The organism is Chryseobacterium sp. OSA05B (assembly GCF_019970065.1).
Taxonomy (GTDB): domain Bacteria; phylum Bacteroidota; class Bacteroidia; order Flavobacteriales; family Weeksellaceae; genus Chryseobacterium.
This window is the reverse complement of the sequence record NZ_JAHXYH010000001.1, coordinates 1,436,677-1,455,658: the sequence shown is the minus strand read 5'-3', so window position 1 is coordinate 1,455,658 and position 18,982 is coordinate 1,436,677. Positions and strand designations below refer to the sequence as shown.

Annotated in this window: 13 protein-coding genes; 12 read left to right on the top strand and 1 reads right to left on the bottom strand. The window is 38.4% G+C overall.

The annotated features are described in order from the left end of the window. The gene (locus tag LC419_RS06585; protein ID WP_223606598.1) at positions 1–510 is read right to left on the bottom strand and encodes a DUF2480 family protein; all 510 of its coding nucleotides are present in this window, start codon (positions 508–510) and stop codon (positions 1–3) included. Positions 511–676: 166 nt separating this feature from the next. Between LC419_RS06585 and lpxB the strand changes: the two genes are divergently transcribed. The 12 genes from lpxB to LC419_RS06525 all read left to right on the top strand — a co-directional run bounded on the left by lpxB (position 677) and on the right by LC419_RS06525 (position 18,809). Next, complete coding sequence (gene lpxB, locus LC419_RS06580) at positions 677–1,780, top strand: lipid-A-disaccharide synthase (RefSeq protein WP_223606597.1); 1,104 nt, start codon at positions 677–679, stop codon at positions 1,778–1,780. Between the two features lie 58 nt (positions 1,781–1,838). Further along, positions 1,839–2,927: a glycoside hydrolase family 99 protein gene (locus LC419_RS06575; protein ID WP_223606596.1), complete on the top strand. Its 1,089-nt coding sequence runs from the start codon at positions 1,839–1,841 to the stop codon at positions 2,925–2,927. A 272-nt stretch (positions 2,928–3,199) separates the two neighbouring features. Further along, positions 3,200–4,969, top strand: coding sequence for a ComEC/Rec2 family competence protein (locus LC419_RS06570; protein WP_223606595.1), 1,770 nt, complete (start codon positions 3,200–3,202; stop codon positions 4,967–4,969). A gap of 143 nt (positions 4,970–5,112) precedes the next feature. After that, on the top strand, positions 5,113–5,775 hold the full coding sequence (locus LC419_RS06565; RefSeq protein WP_223606594.1) for a succinate dehydrogenase cytochrome b subunit: 663 nt from the start codon (positions 5,113–5,115) through the stop codon (positions 5,773–5,775). Positions 5,776–5,790: 15 nt separating this feature from the next. Beyond that, on the top strand, positions 5,791–7,803 hold the full coding sequence (locus tag LC419_RS06560; protein WP_223606593.1) for a fumarate reductase/succinate dehydrogenase flavoprotein subunit: 2,013 nt from the start codon (positions 5,791–5,793) through the stop codon (positions 7,801–7,803). Positions 7,804–7,827: 24 nt separating this feature from the next. Next, the gene (locus LC419_RS06555; protein ID WP_034746785.1) at positions 7,828–8,595 is read left to right on the top strand and encodes a succinate dehydrogenase/fumarate reductase iron-sulfur subunit; all 768 of its coding nucleotides are present in this window, start codon (positions 7,828–7,830) and stop codon (positions 8,593–8,595) included. A gap of 318 nt (positions 8,596–8,913) precedes the next feature. Next, a complete protein-coding gene (locus LC419_RS06550; RefSeq protein WP_223606591.1) occupies positions 8,914–10,443 on the top strand; it encodes a TlpA disulfide reductase family protein in 1,530 nt (509 codons plus the stop codon). A 167-nt stretch (positions 10,444–10,610) separates the two neighbouring features. Further along, complete coding sequence (rlmD, locus tag LC419_RS06545) at positions 10,611–12,017, top strand: 23S rRNA (uracil(1939)-C(5))-methyltransferase RlmD (protein WP_223606589.1); 1,407 nt, start codon at positions 10,611–10,613, stop codon at positions 12,015–12,017. A gap of 36 nt (positions 12,018–12,053) precedes the next feature. Continuing rightward, a complete protein-coding gene (locus LC419_RS06540; RefSeq protein WP_223606587.1) occupies positions 12,054–14,528 on the top strand; it encodes a zinc-dependent metalloprotease in 2,475 nt (824 codons plus the stop codon). A 5-nt stretch (positions 14,529–14,533) separates the two neighbouring features. Then, a complete protein-coding gene (locus LC419_RS06535; RefSeq protein ID WP_223606585.1) occupies positions 14,534–15,010 on the top strand; it encodes a DUF6452 family protein in 477 nt (158 codons plus the stop codon). Next, positions 14,976–15,644 carry a DUF6048 family protein gene (locus LC419_RS06530; protein ID WP_223606584.1) on the top strand — a complete coding sequence of 223 codons (669 nt, stop codon included), beginning with the start codon at positions 14,976–14,978 and terminating at the stop codon, positions 15,642–15,644. The genes LC419_RS06535 and LC419_RS06530 overlap by 35 nt, the downstream gene beginning before the upstream one ends. A 234-nt stretch (positions 15,645–15,878) precedes the next feature. Further along, positions 15,879–18,809: a reprolysin-like metallopeptidase gene (locus LC419_RS06525; RefSeq protein ID WP_223606583.1), complete on the top strand. Its 2,931-nt coding sequence runs from the start codon at positions 15,879–15,881 to the stop codon at positions 18,807–18,809. Positions 18,810–18,982: the final 173 nt, after the last annotated feature.

Here is an 18,982-nt window from a genome sequence, read left to right as displayed (position 1 = left end):
TTAATTCTTTACAATAGGAACATTGGAGCAGGCTTCGCCAAACATTAAGGATTTTACCAGGGGTTTTAATTGTTCTACCAGTTCTATGTAAGCATTTTCAGGAATTTCTTTATCTGAGCAGCCTTTGACCAGAACTCTTTTGCCTCTCATATCTTCAAAATCATGCGTCTGAATGACATTATGCATGATGATCACTTCCAGATCCTCACGGTTCCCGAAAACAATTTTTTTCGCCACATCAGTAAGCTTGGCCGTCAGCACAAAATAAGCCCACAGCGGAACAATAGTATCCACTGAATTATATATATAGATGTAAGCATCATTGTATTCTTCAGTATCTATAGCATCTACTTTTTCCCTGAAGTCTTTTTCCTTCAGGATCATTTCCTGGAAAAGAAAATCCTTAAGGTCAATACCTTTTCTTATCCCCTTAGGAATCAGAGTGGATAAGTCAAAATTTACAAGGCCGCTTTCAGCAACTTTATTTCGGATTTCAAATTCTTCTGACATTTTTTATCATTATCTTTGGACAAATTTACAAATTAAGATCATGTAAACCTTAATTTGTTCTCTATCCTTACCATAGAAACCTCCCATAATTCGAAATCATTCTGTAAAGTGAAATAAGGGCTGGTTTGTGATGGTTTTAAAAACAAATTAAAAGATTTCGGAAGAAATGAAATATTACATTATTGCAGGAGAAGCCTCCGGTGATCTGCATGGAAGCAATTTAATGAAAGCCCTTTTACAGAAAGATCCGCAGGCGGAAATCAGATTCTGGGGTGGAGATCTTATGACAGCACAGGGCGGTACTCTGGTAAAACATTACCGTGATCTTGCGTTTATGGGATTTCTCGAAGTGGCCATGAATTTGAGAACGATTCTGAATAATATTAAGTTCTGTAAAGAAGACATCAGGAATAATAAACCGGACGTTTTAATTTTGATAGATTATCCCGGATTTAATTTAAGAATCGCCCGTTTTGCAAAAGAATTGGGAATCAAAGTAGTCTATTATATTTCTCCACAGCTTTGGGCCTGGAAAGAAGGCAGGGTAGAAATCATTAAAAAATATGTAGATGAAATGATGGTCATCCTTCCTTTCGAAGAAGATTTTTATAAAAAACATGGGGTTCATTCCCATTTTGTTGGCCATCCTTTGCTGGATGCGATTTCCAGTTTAAAAGAAATCAGCACCGAAGAATTCAAAAAGGAAAATGGACTGAATGAAAAGGAAATCATAGCGCTTCTTCCCGGTTCCAGAAAACAGGAAGTGGAAAAGATGCTTGAAATTATGCTTTCCGTAAGACCTCATTTTAAAAATTACCAGTTTGTCATTGCCGGTGCACCAAGTCTTCCGAAAGAATTTTATCAGAAATATGTGGATGACAATGTTCATTTTGTGTCGAACATGACCTATGATTTGCTGAGATGCTCAAAAGCTGCGCTTGTTACTTCGGGAACGGCAACTTTGGAAACTGCTTTACTGAATGTTCCGGAAGTAGTATGCTATCGCGGAAGCAAAATTTCTTACGCCATTGCCAAGAGGTTGGTGAAAAACATCAAATATATTTCTCTTGTTAATCTTATTATGGATCGGGAAGTCGTAAAAGAGCTGATCCAGACTGATCTGAATACTAAAAATCTGGTGGAAGAACTGGGTAAAATGATAGAAGGAGAAAAAAGAAACCAGGTGCTGGCAGATTACAGCCTTTTAAGAGAAAAACTCGGTGGAAAAGGAGCCAGCGAGAAAGCTGCTGATGTGATTTTAAGTGTTTAGGACAGAGTTCCAATTGATTTAATGCTGAAGGGTTTTGCCGATTTAAATTTTTATTCAAATGAATTTTAAAAGCTTACTTATATTGATCCTGCTTACAGGGATTTCCCTGAAAAGTTTTGCCCAAAAGACTCAATCCCGCGAACAGATCCAGATTTTCTACTATGGCTGGTATGCAAACCCTGCCGTAGACGGAAAGTATGACCACTGGAATCATGATATTCTGCCGCACTGGAGCAATCCGAAGTGGAACAACTTAGGCCATTATAAAGGAGGAGATGATATTGGAGCCAACTTCTATCCGGAGTTGGGGAATTACAGTTCCAATGATCCGGAAATCATTAAAAAACACATGAAAATGATCAAGGATTCCGGTGTGGGTGTTGTGGTACTAAGCTGGCTCGGAAAAGATTCTTTTGTGGATAAAAGCATCTCAAAATATCTGGATATCGCTGATCAGTTGGATCTCAAGGTTGCTTTTCACATAGAGCCCTTCTATAAAAATATTTCAGAACTTAGAGATCAGCTTGCCTATCTTGTGAAGACTTATTCTCATCATCATGCTTTTTATAAGAAAGACGGAAAGCCTTTGTATTACGTATATGACAGTTATAAAATCTCTCCTGAAGAATGGACAAAACTATTGTCTGAAAAAGGTGAGAAAACAGTCCGGAATACTGAACTGGATGGGCTTTATATCGGATTATGGGTTGAAAAAGAACATTCGAAGTTTTTTGAAACCTCCGGATTTGACGGATTCTACACTTATTTTGCCAGCGAAGGCTTTGTTTTCGGGAGCACAACCTCCAACTGGACCTATCTTTCCCAATATGCAAAAGATCACAAACTTATTTTTATTCCGTGTGTGGGACCGGGATATTCTGATACAAGGATAAGACCGTGGAATGAAGCCAATTTCAAGAGCAGGGAAAACGGGAAATATTATGAGAAAATGTTTGAGGCAGCTGCAAAAATCCATCCGGATTTTATAGGCATTACTTCCTTTAATGAATGGCATGAAGGAACTCAGATAGAACCTGCAATTCCTAAAAAGATGGGCAATTTCAAATATGAAGACTATGGAAGAGATCCGTGGTTTTATATTAAAGAAACCAAAAGATTGACGGACAGGTTTTTAAAAGCGAAATAAGCTCAATTCTTTCAAAGTGGAATTTATTGCTTCTGAGAAGATATTCCATTTAAAATTTTAATTAAAACGGGTCTGTTCCTAAAGATCATTTTCAAATACAAAAGCTGTCTCATAAAGGCGGCTTTCTTTTTTTGCCTAAATAGGATTTCATAGTAAATAATCAAGCCCTGTGTTGTTCATTCAGAAGAATGGCAGGCCTGAAATTCTGCAAAATCCGTGTTATCAGCGAATCAAATAAATTAATATTTTTTGATCATCAAGCATAACATGATTTGAATAAACAGCCGCTTCTCATTCTGACCCTGTGTTTTATTCTGGGAATTATTTTTCAGGATCAATTGGTATTGGATAATAAGTCGATTTATGCCGTGTGTGCAGTATGTCTGCTGATCTTCCTTTTATTTCTTTTTCATTCTTACTTTCTGCACAAAACAAGAGCTTTTCTTCTGGGATTGATGTTTTTCGGCGCGGGAATTATTCTTCATTTTTTCAGTGCTTTCTCATCTGATCATTCTTCAGTTTCTAAAAATGGGATGATCACCTTTAAGATATCAAAGAAATTAAATTCGACAGAGAAAAATAAAAAATATGAAGCTTTAGTTTTTACGGAAAAACAAAATTTTAATGCGGTCCTGTATCTCCCGAAAAAAAAGGAGGAGCTTAATTTTGAGCATTATTACAAAGCAGACGCTTATCTTTCAAAGCCAAAGACGCCGAAGTATGATTTTCAGTTTGATTATGCCCGATATTTAAAGAGAAAAAAAATTGAATATCAATGCTATCTTTCAAAAGGAATTTCATCCGCCAAAAGAGATGATCTGACTTTGAATGAAAGGGTTCAGCAGCACCGGTTTACAATAGTACAAAAGATCGATCACACGGAGATGTCATCCAGGACCAGAGAGTTTTTAAAAGGAATTATCCTGGCCGACAGAACGGAAACAGATCCCGAAACCGTGCAGGATTTTAACAGATCCGGAATGGTTCATTTGCTTGCGATTTCAGGAACGCATATCGTAGTCATTTTTGGAATATTCTACTTTCTTTTAACCCGGTTCAGTCCGTTAAGGTTCAGAAAATATGCGATCATTTCTAGTATTTCATTCATCTGGCTTTTTGCCGCATTTATTGGGTTTGGGAACTCAGTGATGCGTTCCTGTATTATGCTGACGGTTTATTTCATTTATGTGCTTTTGCAGAGAAAACCGGACTTGCTTCACTCACTGTCATTGTCGGCAATGATTATTTTGGTTGCAGATACACAGCAAATTTTTGATGTTGGTTTTCAGCTTAGCTTTCTGGCTGTTTTGGGAATCTATTGGTTGAATCAGCCGCTTTTGAAATATTTCCCTAAGCAGGACGGATATTTAAAAAAGCTTTTCTTCAATGCGGTGACCATATCGCTTTCTGCTCAACTCGCGACGCTTCCGCTGGTTCTCTATTATTTTCATCAGTTTTCTTTGGTTTCTGTTCCCGCCAATATTTTGATTGTCCCGTTTTCGGAGTTGATTATTGTATTTTCATTTCTGATAACCATTCTTATTGGACTGCGAATAGATTTTAGCTTAATCAATACCATTTATGATGGTTCAATTCAGATTTTACTAAAGCTGATTCACTGGTTTGCGGAATCGGATCTGCTGTTTTTTTCCAATATACCGATGAATATTGTTGAGGTTTTGACTTTATTCACCCTGATTTATTGGATGAGGCCACTGCTTTTACAAATTAATTTTAAAAATTCGATGAAACTTGTAAAAATTGTTCTCCTCTTTTTTATCATCAGAACCACCTTTACTATTTTTGAAAACAGGAAGAATGAGCTCCTGATTCATGATTTTAATAAAACTAAAGTATTGTCTGTAAAGACCGGAAACAAAGTCTGTTTCTGGACGGTTGAAAATTCAGATGAAAAGAAGTTAACGGGTTTTATAGCAGTTCCTTATTGCGCTTCAAGACGCATCCGCAACATGGAAATTAAGACTTTTCCAAAAGCAGCTCAAAAAGTGGTTTTTAATGGCAAAATATACGATTTAAAATAATAAATGGTATTTTGCATTTTATCCTCACACAATGCCTTAGATTCTTATTTAGAAAGATTACAAACTGGCTAATTGTGAGATTTCTCACTTCCCGATATTGTTAACATTTCTTAATTTTGTGGGAAATTCAAATTTAAACTTATATGGCAGGTTTAACGAGTTCTACGATAGGTAGAAAATATGCGATGGCATTATCAGCTATGTTTTTGCTGATCTTTCTTATACTGCATTTGACGACCAATTTGTTATCAGTCCTGAATCGTGATGCATTCAATACAGCATCAGATTTTATGGGCTATAATCCTTTTGTGCAGTTCTTAATGCAGCCTGTTCTTGGTTTTGCGGTTCTTTTCCATTTCATCATGGGATTTGTACTGGAAATTAAGAACAATAAAGCGCGTCCGATAAAGTACGCTTCAAACAACCCTTCTGTGAACTCTTCATGGATGTCCAGAAATATGATTATTTCAGGGGCTGTTGTTTTGGCTTTCCTGGCGCTTCACTTATATGATTTCTGGCTTCATGAGATCAACTACAAGTATGTGGAAGGAGTTGCTCCCGATGCGGAACGTTTCTGGCCGGAGTTACATGAGAAGTTTGCAGACCTTTGGAGAGTAGCACTATATGTGATCTCTTTTGTTTTGCTTGGACTGCATTTGGCTCACGGTTTCCAATCTTCGTTCCAGTCTATTGGTGCAAGACATCCGAAATATACTCCGGTAATTAAAGCTTTTGGAAAATGGTATTCCATCCTTATTCCTGCAGGTTTTATTTTTATTGCAATTTTTCACTTCGTAACTCAATAATATCAATATACCAATATGAGTAAATTAGATTCAAAAATTCCGGCTGGTCCTTTAAAGGATAAATGGAAGCATCATAAAGACCATATGAACCTTGTTGCACCAAACAACAGAGATAAGATTGATATTATTGTTGTAGGTACAGGTTTGGCAGGAGGTTCTGCTGCAGCTACATTAGCTGAGCAGGGATATAACGTAAAAGCATTCTGCTATCAGGATTCTCCAAGAAGAGCACACTCGATTGCTGCACAAGGAGGTATCAACGCTGCTAAAAATTATCAGGGAGACGGTGACTCTACATACAGATTATTTTATGACACCATCAAAGGTGGTGACTACAGAGCAAGAGAGGCTAACGTTTACAGACTGGCTGAAGTTTCTGCCAATATTATCGACCAGTGTGTTTCTCAGGGAGTCCCTTTCGGAAGAGATTACGGCGGTCAGTTAGATAACCGTTCATTTGGTGGGGTTCAGGTAAAAAGAACATTCTACGCAAAAGGACAGACAGGACAGCAGTTATTGCTAGGGGCATATTCTTCAATGAGCCGTCAGATCGGTAAAGGTAGAATTAAAATGTACAACCGTCATGAAATGATGGAGTTGGTCATTGTAGACGGAAAAGCAAGAGGAATCATCGCAAGAAACCTTGTAACGGGAGAGATTGAAAGACATTCTGCTCACGCGGTTGTTATTGCATCCGGAGGTTACGGAAACGTATATTTCCTTTCTACCAATGCAATGGGATCAAACGTTTCTGCGGCTTGGAAAATCCACAAAAAAGGAGCGTACTTCGCCAACCCTTGTTATGTACAGATTCACCCGACTTGTATTCCGGTTCACGGAACACAGCAGTCTAAACTGACTTTGATGTCTGAATCTCTTAGAAACTCAGGGAGAATTTGGGTTCCTAAGAAAATTGAAGATTCTGTAGCCATCAGAGAAGGTAAATTAAGACCTGAAAATATTAAAGAAGAAGATAGAGATTATTATCTGGAAAGAAGATATCCTGCATTCGGAAACTTAGTGCCTAGAGACGTTGCGTCCAGAGCTGGTAAAGAAAGATGTGATGCTGGTTTCGGAATCGAGAATAATGATACTAAAGAAGGTGTTTACTTAGATTTCTCTACAGAAATCATCAAAAAAGGTAAAGAAGCCGCTATCGAAAAACATATTCACAATCCTACAGATCAGCAGATCTATGATTTAGGAAAAGCCTGGATTGAGGAGAAATACGGTAACTTATTCGTAATGTACGAAAAAATTACAGCCGATGATCCTTACAAAACGCCAATGAAGATCTATCCTGCAGTACACTACACAATGGGTGGTGTTTGGGTTGATTATAACTTACAGTCTACAATCCCTGGATGTTTCGTCATCGGTGAAGCTAACTTCTCAGATCACGGAGCTAACAGATTGGGAGCTTCTGCTTTGATGCAAGGTTTGGCAGACGGATATTTCGTACTTCCTTACACGATTGCTGATTATCTTTCTGCAGACATCAGAACAGGAACAATTCCTACGACTTCCGGTGAATTCGATCAGGCTGAAAAAGATATTAAAGACAAAGTAAATTTCTTCTTAAATAATAAAGGAACTCATTCAGTAGATTATTTCCACAAAAAATTAGGACACATCATGTGGAATAAGGTAGGAATGGGAAGAACTCCTGAAGGATTAAAAGAAGCTATCGATGAAATCGCACAGGTGAAAAAAGAATTCTGGAGCGATGTGAAAGTTCCTGGGGATGCAGATGGAATGAACACTGAGCTTGAAAAAGCGTTCAGAGTTGCAGATTTTATCGAGCTAGGACAATTAATGGCAATCGATGCATTACACAGAAACGAATCTTGTGGAGGACACTTCAGAGAAGATCATGCTACTCCTGAAGGTGAAGCTGAAAGAGATGATGTTAACTTCAAATATGTAGGCGCTTGGGAATATCAGACAGATGATATCACCACTGAAGTTCTGCATAAAGAAGATCTGATCTACGAAAACATTGAAGTTAAAGCAAGAAGTTACAAATAATCTCCAACCTATAAATAAATAATTATGAGTGCAAAAAAAGGCCTTCATCTTACCCTAAAAATTTGGAGACAAAAAAATAGCAAAACTAAAGGTCAGTTTGAGACCTACAAAATATCGGATGTTTCTACAGATTCTTCTTTCCTGGAAATGTTGGATATTTTGAACGAGAATATTATTAACGAGGGAAAAGAACCTATCGCTTTCGACCACGATTGTCGTGAAGGAATCTGCGGGATGTGTTCTCTTTACATCAATGGTAGAGCTCACGGTCCGGATACTGGTATCACGACTTGTCAGCTTCACATGAGAATGTTCAAAGACGGTGAAACCATCGTTATTGAGCCTTGGAGAAGTGCTGCTTTCCCGGTTATTAAAGACTTAATGGTAGACAGAAGCGCATTCGACAGAGTAATGGCTGCAGGTGGTTTCATTTCGGTGAACACTTCCGGTAATACTTTAGATGCTAATGCAATTCCGGTTCCTAAAGAAGATGCAGATAAAGCAATGGATGCTGCAGCATGTATCGGATGTGGTGCTTGTGTGGCAACGTGTAAAAACGGATCCGCTATGCTATTCGTTGGAGCTAAAGTTTCTCAGTTCGCCTTACTTCCTCAGGGTAGAGTAGAAGCAAAGCGAAGAGTTCTGAACATGGTGAAAGCTATGGACGAAGAAGGATTCGGAAACTGTTCAAATACAGGAGCTTGTGAGATTGAATGTCCGAAAGGAATTTCTCTTGAAAACATCGCCAGAATGAACAGAGAATATATGGCTGCTATGGTAGATAACGGATAGAATCTATTCGAAATATATATAAAAATCGTCTTCATTATGAAGGCGATTTTTTTTATACTATGCTTTTAGTTGTTAAAATTTGTTAAGTTGTTGAGCAGATAAGACATTCTTTATTTAATAAGTCTATATTTGGTGAACACTATTTAAGAAAAGAGGAAGAATTCTCACCCATAGATTTTTATCTACAAGTAAAAATCTAAGCGGGTAAAATGGTCTCAACGGCCCTCTCCATAGGATTTCATAAAATTTTCAAAAAAAATAAATAGTGTTAATCAACAAGCCGTAAAAAACGTATTTTTGTGTAATATTAAAATTGAAATGAAAAAATATCTTTTATTGTTTATCATCACAGCATTTGTGATGTCTTGTTCAAAAAAAGTTGAAGTAAAAGGAAAAATTGCCGGAAGTTCACCACTCGAAAGAATTGAATTTGTTGAAGCTTCTGGTGTAGCAACACTTCCACTTGTTAATATAGGTTTAGATAAAAATGGAAACTTTGCAGGAAGCTTTGATGCTCCTAAAGACGGAATGTATGTGATCAACTATGCAGGAAGACAGAATCTGATTTATCTTGAAGGCGGACAGAAGTTAAACATTTCTGGAAACTCAATGACCTTTCCAAATGAATTCGTAGTTACAGGAGACGCTAAGAAAAATAATGATTTCCTTCAGGCGAGCCAAAAGTTTTTAGGGGAGTACGGAAGTAAAATCAACATCCAGCAGTTAATGTCAGGTGACGAAAAAACGTTCTTAAAAGGAGCGCAGAAAATCGAAGCTGATATCAACAAGAATGTGGATGAGCTTGCTAAGAAAAACAACCCTGGCAAAGGAATGCTGGAGTGGAAAAAGAATGATGTGAAAGTAACTATTCTGAACCTTTTGGCCAATTATGAAATGGCGCAGCGTCAGATGTCAGGAAATCCTTCATTTAAAGTGTCAAAAGCTTTCAAGGATTATGAAACTAAACTAGAAGAGAACAAAGACTTAATGGTAAAAACAATTCCATTATACAGACAGTATCTTCTTGTGAAAATGAGTCCGGACTTCCAGAAATTTGCTGAAGCTAAAACGAAAGGAAAAACAGATATCATCACTTCTGAAGTGTTCGCACAGTTCCTGAAAGACAAAAAAGACATCTCGCAGACAGCTAAAGACTATCTTTTAGCATTTGTGGTAGCTCAGGATATTCATCCGGGTGCCCCTGCAAAAAATACAGAGAAAATCAAAAAAATCATCGATACAGATATTACTGATGGTGGTATCAAAGCTGACTTAGGTAAAATGCAGATTGCTATCAACGGACTTAAAGTAGGAGAAGTTGCTCCTGAAGGTTCGCTGGTAAAAGCAGACGGTAAATCTTACCAGCTTTCTGAAAACAAAGGAAAACCATACATGTTGTTCTTCTACGCATCTTGGAATCCTTATATCAGCGAAGCTACCGTGCCTGTATTAAAAGAAGTAGTGAATTTCTACAAATCTAAAATGAACTTTGTTTTTGTCAACGTAGATGATACTAAAGATCAGTTTGTAAAAACAAGCAGTGCATTATTAAAAGGAATTCCTGGAACGAATGTATACGGAGAAAAAGGTCTGGAATCTGATATCGCTAAAAAATATGGTGTTTACGGATTTAAATTACCTTGCTTCATCGTAGTGGATAAAGACGGTAAGATCGCCAGCAGATCTTTTGTGAACTTAGGGGAGCAGGAGGTAGTAACAATTCTTGATAAACTTACGGGTCTTTCTGCACCGAAAGTAGAGCAACAGCAGCCTATGCAGATGCAGCCGGGAATGATGGTGGATCCTTCAGGTCAGCCTGTAAATCCACAGCCCGCTCCTACAAAATAATAAACTTTAATATAGATGGAAACCTTATCTTCGGATAAGGTTTTTTTTTATTGTATTTTTGCAGATTGAAACCGGATATTTTCCGGGAATATTAGAAAAATAGAAAATAAAGGTCACGGGTGAAACTGGAGAGTTTCGTTCGTGCGTTAAAGAAATTGAGTTTACGGATGAGAAAGAAGAAAGATATTATTCTTGAAAATATTAAGGTGTTCGGGGCAGGGGCGAAAGGCATTGCGATAGGAAGAACAGAAGAAGGAAAAACAGTGCTGATCTCGGGAGCCGTTCCCGGAGACGTAGTGAATGCCAGAGTAAAGAAATCCAAGTCCAAATATTACGAAGCGGAAACCGTGGAAGTAGTGGAGCCTTCTCCATACAGAGTAGAAGCTAAATGTATTCATTTCGGTACATGCGGAGGATGCAAATGGCAGAATATGAGCTATGAAAAACAGCTTGATTTCAAACAGGAAGAAGTATACAATAATATTAAAAGAATCGGGGGTATTGAGGACTTTGAAACCGTGCCGATTTTAGGTGCTGAAGAACAGTATTTCTACAGAAATAAAATGGAGTTCTCTTTCTCAAACGCGAGATGGCTGACTCAATACGAAATAAGCTCTGAAGAGAATTTTGGAAGTAAAGATGCTCTTGGTTTCCATATTCCGGGAATGTGGAGCAAGATCCTGGATCTTAAAGAATGTTTCCTTCAGGAAGAGCCATCCAATGCAATCCGTCTGGCTGTGAAAAAATTCGGGGTAGACAACGGCCTGGATTTCTTTGATGTTAAAAATCAGGAAGGATTTCTGAGAACGCTGATGATGAGACAAAACTCTAAAGGCGAGTGGATGGTCCTATTCCAGCTGTACAGAGAAGAAAAGGAAAACAGAGAAAAACTTTTCCAGTTTTTACTTGAAAAATTCCCGCAGATCAAAACATTGGTCTATGCCATCAATCCAAAGCAGAATGATTCCATTTATGATTTAGATGTTAAAATCTATTTCGGAGAAGGATTCCTGATGGAAGAGATGGATGGACTTAAATTTAAAATAGGACCGAAATCATTCTTCCAGACCAACTATAAGCAGGCGTTGGAGCTTTACAGAAAAACCCTTGAGTTTGCAGATTTAAAAGGAGATGAAGTCGTGTATGACCTTTACACAGGAACAGGAACTATTGCTCAGTACGTAGCCAGAAATGCGAAACATGTCATTGGGATAGAATCGGTTCAGGAGGCCATAGATGCTGCCATTGAACATGCTGAATTAAATGGTCTTACCAACACCACATTCTATTGTGGAGATATGAAAAATGTCTTTAACGACGAATTCCTGGAAAACCATCCGAAAGCTGATGTTCTGATTACCGACCCGCCAAGAGACGGAATGCACCAGAAAGTAGTGGAGCAGATCCTGAAACTGGCACCGGAAAAAGTAGTGTATGTAAGCTGTAACTCAGCGACGCAGGCAAGAGATCTGGCTTTGATGAAAGAACATTATACCCTTGTGAAAATACTACCGGTAGATATGTTCCCGCAAACGCACCACGTGGAGAATATAGCATTACTAATCAAAAAATAAATACTTACATTTGAATATATTAATCTGAAAATTTAAATGAAAAGAGTGAAAAACCTGGGTGCTGCATTCATTGTATTGGTTTTGATGTTGAGTCAGAACGAACTGAAAGGGCAGGAAAAAGATTCTACAGCGGTAAAAACAGATACCGCAAAAGTAAAAAAAGACGATCTTAAGAAAAAGCCGGTGATTAAACCTTACAAAGAGGTGATTACAGATAAGGCGGTTTCAGATCAGGGTGTTTTCACGGTTCATAAATTGGAAGATAAATATTACTTCGAAATTCCTGACAGAATGCTGAAAAAGGAATTTCTTTTAGTAACAAGACTTACAAAAGCTGCTGCCGGCATGCGTTCCGGAAGTACCGGATATGCGGGAGATCAGATCGGCCAGCAGGTAGTGGCTTTTGAAAAAGGTCCCCAAGATAAAATCCTTCTGAGAGCTATTTCTTTTGTAGATTATGCAAAAGATTCCACCTCGGATATGTATAATTCTGTGATCAGAAATAACGTACAGCCTATCATCAAATCTTTTGATGTAAAAACGTATGGAGACAGTAAAAAGTCTTCAGTCATTGATGTCACGGATCTTCTGAACTCTGATAACGAAACGGTTTCTTTCTCTGTAAATTATAAAGATGCCTTCAAAGTCGGAGCTTTCCAGAAAGATATGTCATTTGTAAACTTTGTAAAATCGTTCCCGAATAATATCGAAATCAATACCACCAAAACTTTCGCACGTACTTTGGGAAGACCATTGCCGGGAGCTACTCCTGCAAACACCCCGAAAATAAGCGGAAATTATACGGTAGAGATCAATGCCTCGTTTGTTCTCCTTCCGGAAAATAAAATGCAGGCAAGATATTTTGATCCGAGAGTGGGCTATTTTACAGTAGGCTATACAGATTTTGATCTTGATCCTCAGGGCGTAAAAAAGATTTCTCTAGTTAAAAGATGGAGACTGGAGCCAAAACCTCAGGATCTTGAAAAATACAAAAGAGGAGAGTTGGTAGAACCGGCAAAACCTATTGTATTCTATATTGATCCGGCGACACCTAAAAAATGGGTTCCTTATTTGATTCAGGGAGTGGACGACTGGAAGAAAGCTTTTGAAAAAGCAGGTTTCAAAAATGCCATTTATGCAAAAGTCCCGGATTCAAAAGTGGATACCGAATGGAGCCTTGAAGATGCAAGATTCTCTGCCATTGTTTATAAACCTTCAGATGTACCGAATGCTTCCGGACCTTCGATCTCAGATCCCAGAACGGGAGAAATTCTGGAAAGCCATATCAACTGGTATCATAATGTCATGATGCTTCTCAGAAACTGGTATTTTGTGCAGGCTGCACCCAATGATGAAAGAGCACGAAAAATTAAGTTTGATGATAAACTGATGGGCGAGCTGATCCGTTTTGTTTCTTCTCATGAAGTAGGACATACTTTAGGGTTAAGACATAACTTCGGTTCAAGTTCTACCGTACCTGTTGAAAAACTGAGAGATAAAAAATGGCTTGAGAAGAATGGTCACACGCCATCAATCATGGATTATGCAAGATTTAATTATGTGGCTCAACCGGAAGATAACATCGGGGATTCAGGAATTATGCCGAGAATCGGAGATTATGATGACTGGGCCATTGAGTGGGGCTACAAAAGATTTTATCAGTACAACACGCCGGATTCAGAAAAAGAATATCTGAATAAATGGGTGATCAAAAATTTAAAAAATGAAAGACTTTGGTTCGGAACAGAATCCAATCCTCTTGATCCGAGATCTCAGAGTGAGCAAGTGGGAGACAATGCTATGGTTGCAGGAACTTACGGAATCAAAAACCTTAAGAGAATAGTAGACAATCTTGAAAAGTGGACGGCAACTCCGAATGAAGATTACGAAAATCTTGGAATGATGTATGATCAGGTAACCGGGCAGTTCAGAAGATATGCAGGTCATGTTTCAAAATATATCGGTGGACAGATGGAAACTCCTAAAACCGCTGAGCAGTCTGGTCCGGTGTATGAAGCTGTAGCTAAAAAAGATCAGCAGGAAGCGATGAAGTTTCTTCAGGAAAATGTTTTCACTACGCCACAGTGGCTGATCAAAAAAGAAGTTTTTGAGAAGACTGGAAAAACACCGGTGAAAACTATTGAAGAAATTCAGAATGGCGTTCTTGCCAGAATTTTAAGCCCGATTGTTTTACAGAATATGTATCAGATGGAAGCTGTCGATCAGAATACGTATACTCTGGTTGATCTGTTCTCAGACCTGAATAATTCCATTGTAAAAAAAGCGAACCCTGATGTATACGGAAGAAACCTTCAGAGAAATTATGTGGATAACCTGATTAAACTTGTTGATGCAAAAAATCCTGATAAATCTGATGTTTCATCCATTGTAAGAGGAAACCTGATCATGATTAAAAAAGAACTTTCGGCAAAAGCAGATACCAATACGGTTAACCAATACCACTATGAAGATCTTGCGTTCCGAATTGAAAAAGCCTTAGATCCAAAATAAAAAATATGAAATATATTACATACCTTATATTGATATGCGGTATCTTCATGATCTCATCCTGTGGCGGAGACGATGATATCTGTGAGAGTGGGGAAGGAACACCCCGAATGAAAGTAGCATTTAAGTCTTTGGCGTCAGGTAAAGAGGTTACTTTGGACTCATTATATGTAGCCGTAGATTACGGTTCCGGAAAAGTACAGCTGGGTAAGCTTGAGAAAATAAATTCAAGACTGATCCCGTTAAGAGTAGACGACTCACCATATACAGACGTTTATTTCAGGCTAGCCAATACAGCTACTGAATCTCATGTACGAATCAATTATACCACAAAGACCACTTATGTTTCTCCTGGATGTGGCATCAAAAAAACGTACGAAAGTTTAAATTCAGAATTAAAACAACCTAATCCTGTACAGAAAGTAGAAGCAGGGCAAAATCAAATAGAGAATGAAGACAAGACTAATCTTTACCTTCTTTTTTAGCATCGTAGGAATGCTGGGAATGGCCCAGGAAAAAAAAGAAGCCAAAGAAGCCAAAAAAGTTCAGGAGAAATACAAGCCTAACTTTATGGTGGGATTTGATGTTCTTAATGCCGGAGTTTCCTTTTTCTCAGATAGAGTGCTTTATCAGGGATTTATTTCATCTAAGGTGAAAGGAAATGTTCATGCTATTGCGGAAGCTGGTTTTGAAAAAAATGTGTATCAGAAGAACGGGTATGATGCAAAAGCAAGCGGTCCTTTCGTAAAGCTGGGCGCATTCTATATGCTGGCCAAAGACCTTGAAAATGAATTCAACGGTTTCTATGCCGGAGGGAAGATAGGTGGTGCCTTCTACAATCAGGAGTATATGGCAGTTCCGGTCCGCGGATTTGGAGGGAGTGCTTCTTCGGTAGCATTTCCGTCATCATCACAAACTTCTGCATGGCTGGAGGGAACCTTAGGAGGAAGAGTGCAGCTTTTTGAATCCAACTTTTATATTGATGTCAATCTTCAGCCGAAGTATTTAGTTTATACCTCCAAACAGGATGATATCACACCGATGATTGTACCCGGATTCGGCAAAAGTTCAGCCAAATTCAATATGGGCTTCGCCTGGAATATCGCGTACAAATTTTAAAAAGAAAATCAACAGATTTCTACTGTTAAAAAATAAGAGCAATCTTTATCATAAGCATAAAGCAATGTATCATGAATAATGAATCCTCGGGTCCCCATCCGGGGATTTTTTTATGAGTATGGGTTAGTCATAACGTAAGTATAATGATTATTATTCATTAAAATTTAAAATTTAATGATTTTATTTTAATAGAAATATTATATTTGTGGCATTAATCTAATATTTCAAGAAATTATGAAGAAAATTTTTACTTCAGTATTTTCTCTTTGCATGTTCGCTGCTGCTACGGCCCAGTGGACGCCGTCAACTGGACGGTCCGGAGAGGTAATACAGCGGTCTGATATCAAAGGATACTATAATTTAGATATTTCTTTATTAAGAACACAGCTTTCGGGAGCTCAAGAAATGGGTAAAAATGCTAAGCCTATTGCAGTAGCACTTCCAACTTTAGATGGTAAAATTGAAAGATTTAATGTGTACAGCTTTCCCGTTATGGATAAAGCCCTTGCAGATCAATATCAGCTGGGGTCATACGTGGGAGTAGGAATAGATGACCCTTCCAAATATTTAAGGTTTTCACTGGCTCCGAATGACTTTCAGTCTATGATCATTAAAGACGGAGTGTATCAGTTCATTGAACCACAGAATGCTTCTAAAACGGTTTACGGTGTACATGCCAAAACTACAGGTGTAGGATCACAGGGCTTCCTGTGTTCTATGGATGAAGATATTCTTTCTAAAAGTGAGGTCGCAAAACTGTACAACACCAATAAATCATTTGCCAATAATGCATCAGATTTTTCTAAATCTTCAGATAAAAAATACAGAACGCTAAGATTGGCACTTTCGGTAACTGCAGAATATACAGCTTACTTTGGAGGTACACAGGCTGGAGCGCTCGTGGCTATGAATGCTACACTTTCAAGAGTGAATGGCGTTTTTGAAAAAGATATGGGATTACATATGAATATGGTAAATTATCCTGCATTGATTTATATGGATGCAGCTACTGATCCTTATTCTCCTGCTTCTCAGATGAACAATTGGAATGTTCAGCTTCAGCAGACTCTTACCAGTGTGGTAGGAAACGAAAACTATGATATCGGACACTTGTTCGGAAGAAGCGGAGGCGGTGGAAATGCCGGATGTATCGGATGTATCTGTGTAAATCCAGCCACTCCCACTACCAAAGCAAAAGGTTCAGGGTTTACTTCACCGGCGAATGCCATTCCACAGGGAGATACATTTGATATTGACTATGTAGCTCACGAAATGGGACATCAGCTGGGAGCTAATCATACATTCTCTCATGCTCTGGAATCGGCAGGGGTAAATATGGAACCGGGTTCAGGATCTACCATCATGGGGTATGCTGGAATTACAGGTGCCAATGTTCAGATGAACTCTGATCCTTACTTCCATGTAGTAAGTATTATTCAGATGCAGAATAATTTGGTGGCTAAAACCTGTGACGTGGAAACATCAGTGACGAACAATCCACCGGTGATTTCTGCGTTGAATGACTACGCGATTCCAAAAGGGACGGCATTTGCACTTACGGGAAATGCAATTGATCCTGAAGGAAATCCTATGACCTATACATGGGAGCAGTTTGATAATGCTGCCTCAACGGTAACTTCTGTTAACGGAAATACAGGAGTAGGGCCGCTATTCAGATCTATTCTTCCGTCTACTTCACTTACAAGATATTTCCCTAAACTGAATACCGTATTGGGAGGGAATCTTTCTTCTGCGGCAGATTGGGAAACGGTATCGAACAGAGCAAGATCTACCAATTTTGTATTTACGGCCAGAGATAACAGCCCGATTGTGACAGAGCAGCAGACCAATTCTGCACTTCAGAAAATCAATGTAGGAAATGAAGGACCTTTTCAAGTGACTTCTTCTACAGTATATAATAACGCATCCGGTGCTGTAACCTGGAATGTAGTCAATACAAATTCCGGTATTTACAATACGCCGAATGTTAAAATAGATTATACCGCAGATAACGGAGTTACATGGGTTGTGCTTACACCATCCACTCCGAATGACGGAGCAGAAGCATTTACATTTTCTTCTCTTGCAACAGGGGCAGCTATAAAAATCAGAGTAAGTGCTGTTGGAAATGTTTTCTATGCTATTGGAAATGCTACGGTAGCAGCTTCAATGGCGACATGTTCTTCTACAGCTACAACGGGAGTTGCTGCTTCAGGACTGACAATTTCTTCCGGAAATATCAGCTGGGCGCCGGTTCAGGGAGCAACCTATTCTCTGAGATACAGAAAAACAGGATCTACAACCTGGGTTACTGTAAATGTTCCTACAAACTCTTATTATATTGCTGGTCTTCAGGATACTACTCAGTATGAAGTACAGGTAGCCAATATTTGCGGAAGTACTACCGGTGATTATTCTGCAAGTACCAATTTCAGCACATTGGCTTATGCGTTCTGTACCAACAGTGCCGGAAGTTTTGCAGATGAATATATCTCAAATGTTTCTGTAACTCCTGTAGGAATGAGTGTTGTTTCAAACACAAGTGTAGGTTCTTCTTATACCGATTATACAGCGGACCCTTCAAAAGTAATTACACTTAGACAGGGAAGTTCAGGCAACGCAATCAGTGTGACAAAAGCATGGACGGCGCAATCATACAACGAAGGGGTAACTGCCTGGATAGATTTCAACAGAGACGGTAATTTTTCAGATTCTGAAAAGATCTTTACCAGCGCCTCCAATATGGTGACCCCGGTTTCCGGTACATTCTCTGTTCCTGCCAATGCATATACGGACAGCAAGGTGATCATGAGAGTTGCTATGGCTTACGAAAATCAGCCTGACAACGGATGTAACCCTTTTGCTTATGGTGAAATTGAAGATTATCCGGTTCAGATCCAAGTGTCATTAGGAACAAACGAAGTGAATGGTGCCAATAACACTGGAATCCAGATCTATCCAAATCCGGCAACCGATATTCTGAATGTAACCAAAGTTTCAGATAAAGCAGCGTATAAAATTTATAGTGCGGCTGGTCAGCTTGTGAGTGATGGAAGTATCAACGGCGGAAAAATCAATGTTTTATCTCTGGTGAAAGGCGGGTACGTCATTACGATCGATGAAAAAGGGAAAGATCAGTTCCGATCTAAGTTTATCAAAAAGTAAAATAATTAGAATATATAAAATCCTCAGACTCTTCTGGGGATTTTATATTTTAATGTATAAAATGTGGAATTATTATAGAATTTTAACAAAAAAATATTTGAATGAATGTATTAATAGTGAAAAAATTATTAGATTTGTGTAATTATAAAATTGTTAGCGTATGAATTAAAAAA

Coding starts and splice junctions, on each gene's coding strand:
- LC419_RS06560 (WP_223606593.1), top strand. CDS start 5,791: ATGAGTAAATTAGATTCAAAAATTCCGGCTGGTCCTTTAAAGGATAAA.
- LC419_RS06575 (WP_223606596.1), top strand. CDS start 1,839: ATGAATTTTAAAAGCTTACTTATATTGATCCTGCTTACAGGGATTTCC.
- LC419_RS06585 (WP_223606598.1), bottom strand. CDS start 510: ATGTCAGAAGAATTTGAAATCCGAAATAAAGTTGCTGAAAGCGGCCTT.
- LC419_RS06555 (WP_034746785.1), top strand. CDS start 7,828: ATGAGTGCAAAAAAAGGCCTTCATCTTACCCTAAAAATTTGGAGACAA.
- LC419_RS06535 (WP_223606585.1), top strand. CDS start 14,534: ATGAAATATATTACATACCTTATATTGATATGCGGTATCTTCATGATC.
- LC419_RS06565 (WP_223606594.1), top strand. CDS start 5,113: ATGGCAGGTTTAACGAGTTCTACGATAGGTAGAAAATATGCGATGGCA.
- rlmD (WP_223606589.1), top strand. CDS start 10,611: ATGAGAAAGAAGAAAGATATTATTCTTGAAAATATTAAGGTGTTCGGG.
- LC419_RS06530 (WP_223606584.1), top strand. CDS start 14,976: ATGAAGACAAGACTAATCTTTACCTTCTTTTTTAGCATCGTAGGAATG.
- LC419_RS06525 (WP_223606583.1), top strand. CDS start 15,879: ATGAAGAAAATTTTTACTTCAGTATTTTCTCTTTGCATGTTCGCTGCT.
- lpxB (WP_223606597.1), top strand. CDS start 677: ATGAAATATTACATTATTGCAGGAGAAGCCTCCGGTGATCTGCATGGA.
- LC419_RS06550 (WP_223606591.1), top strand. CDS start 8,914: ATGAAAAAATATCTTTTATTGTTTATCATCACAGCATTTGTGATGTCT.
- LC419_RS06540 (WP_223606587.1), top strand. CDS start 12,054: ATGAAAAGAGTGAAAAACCTGGGTGCTGCATTCATTGTATTGGTTTTG.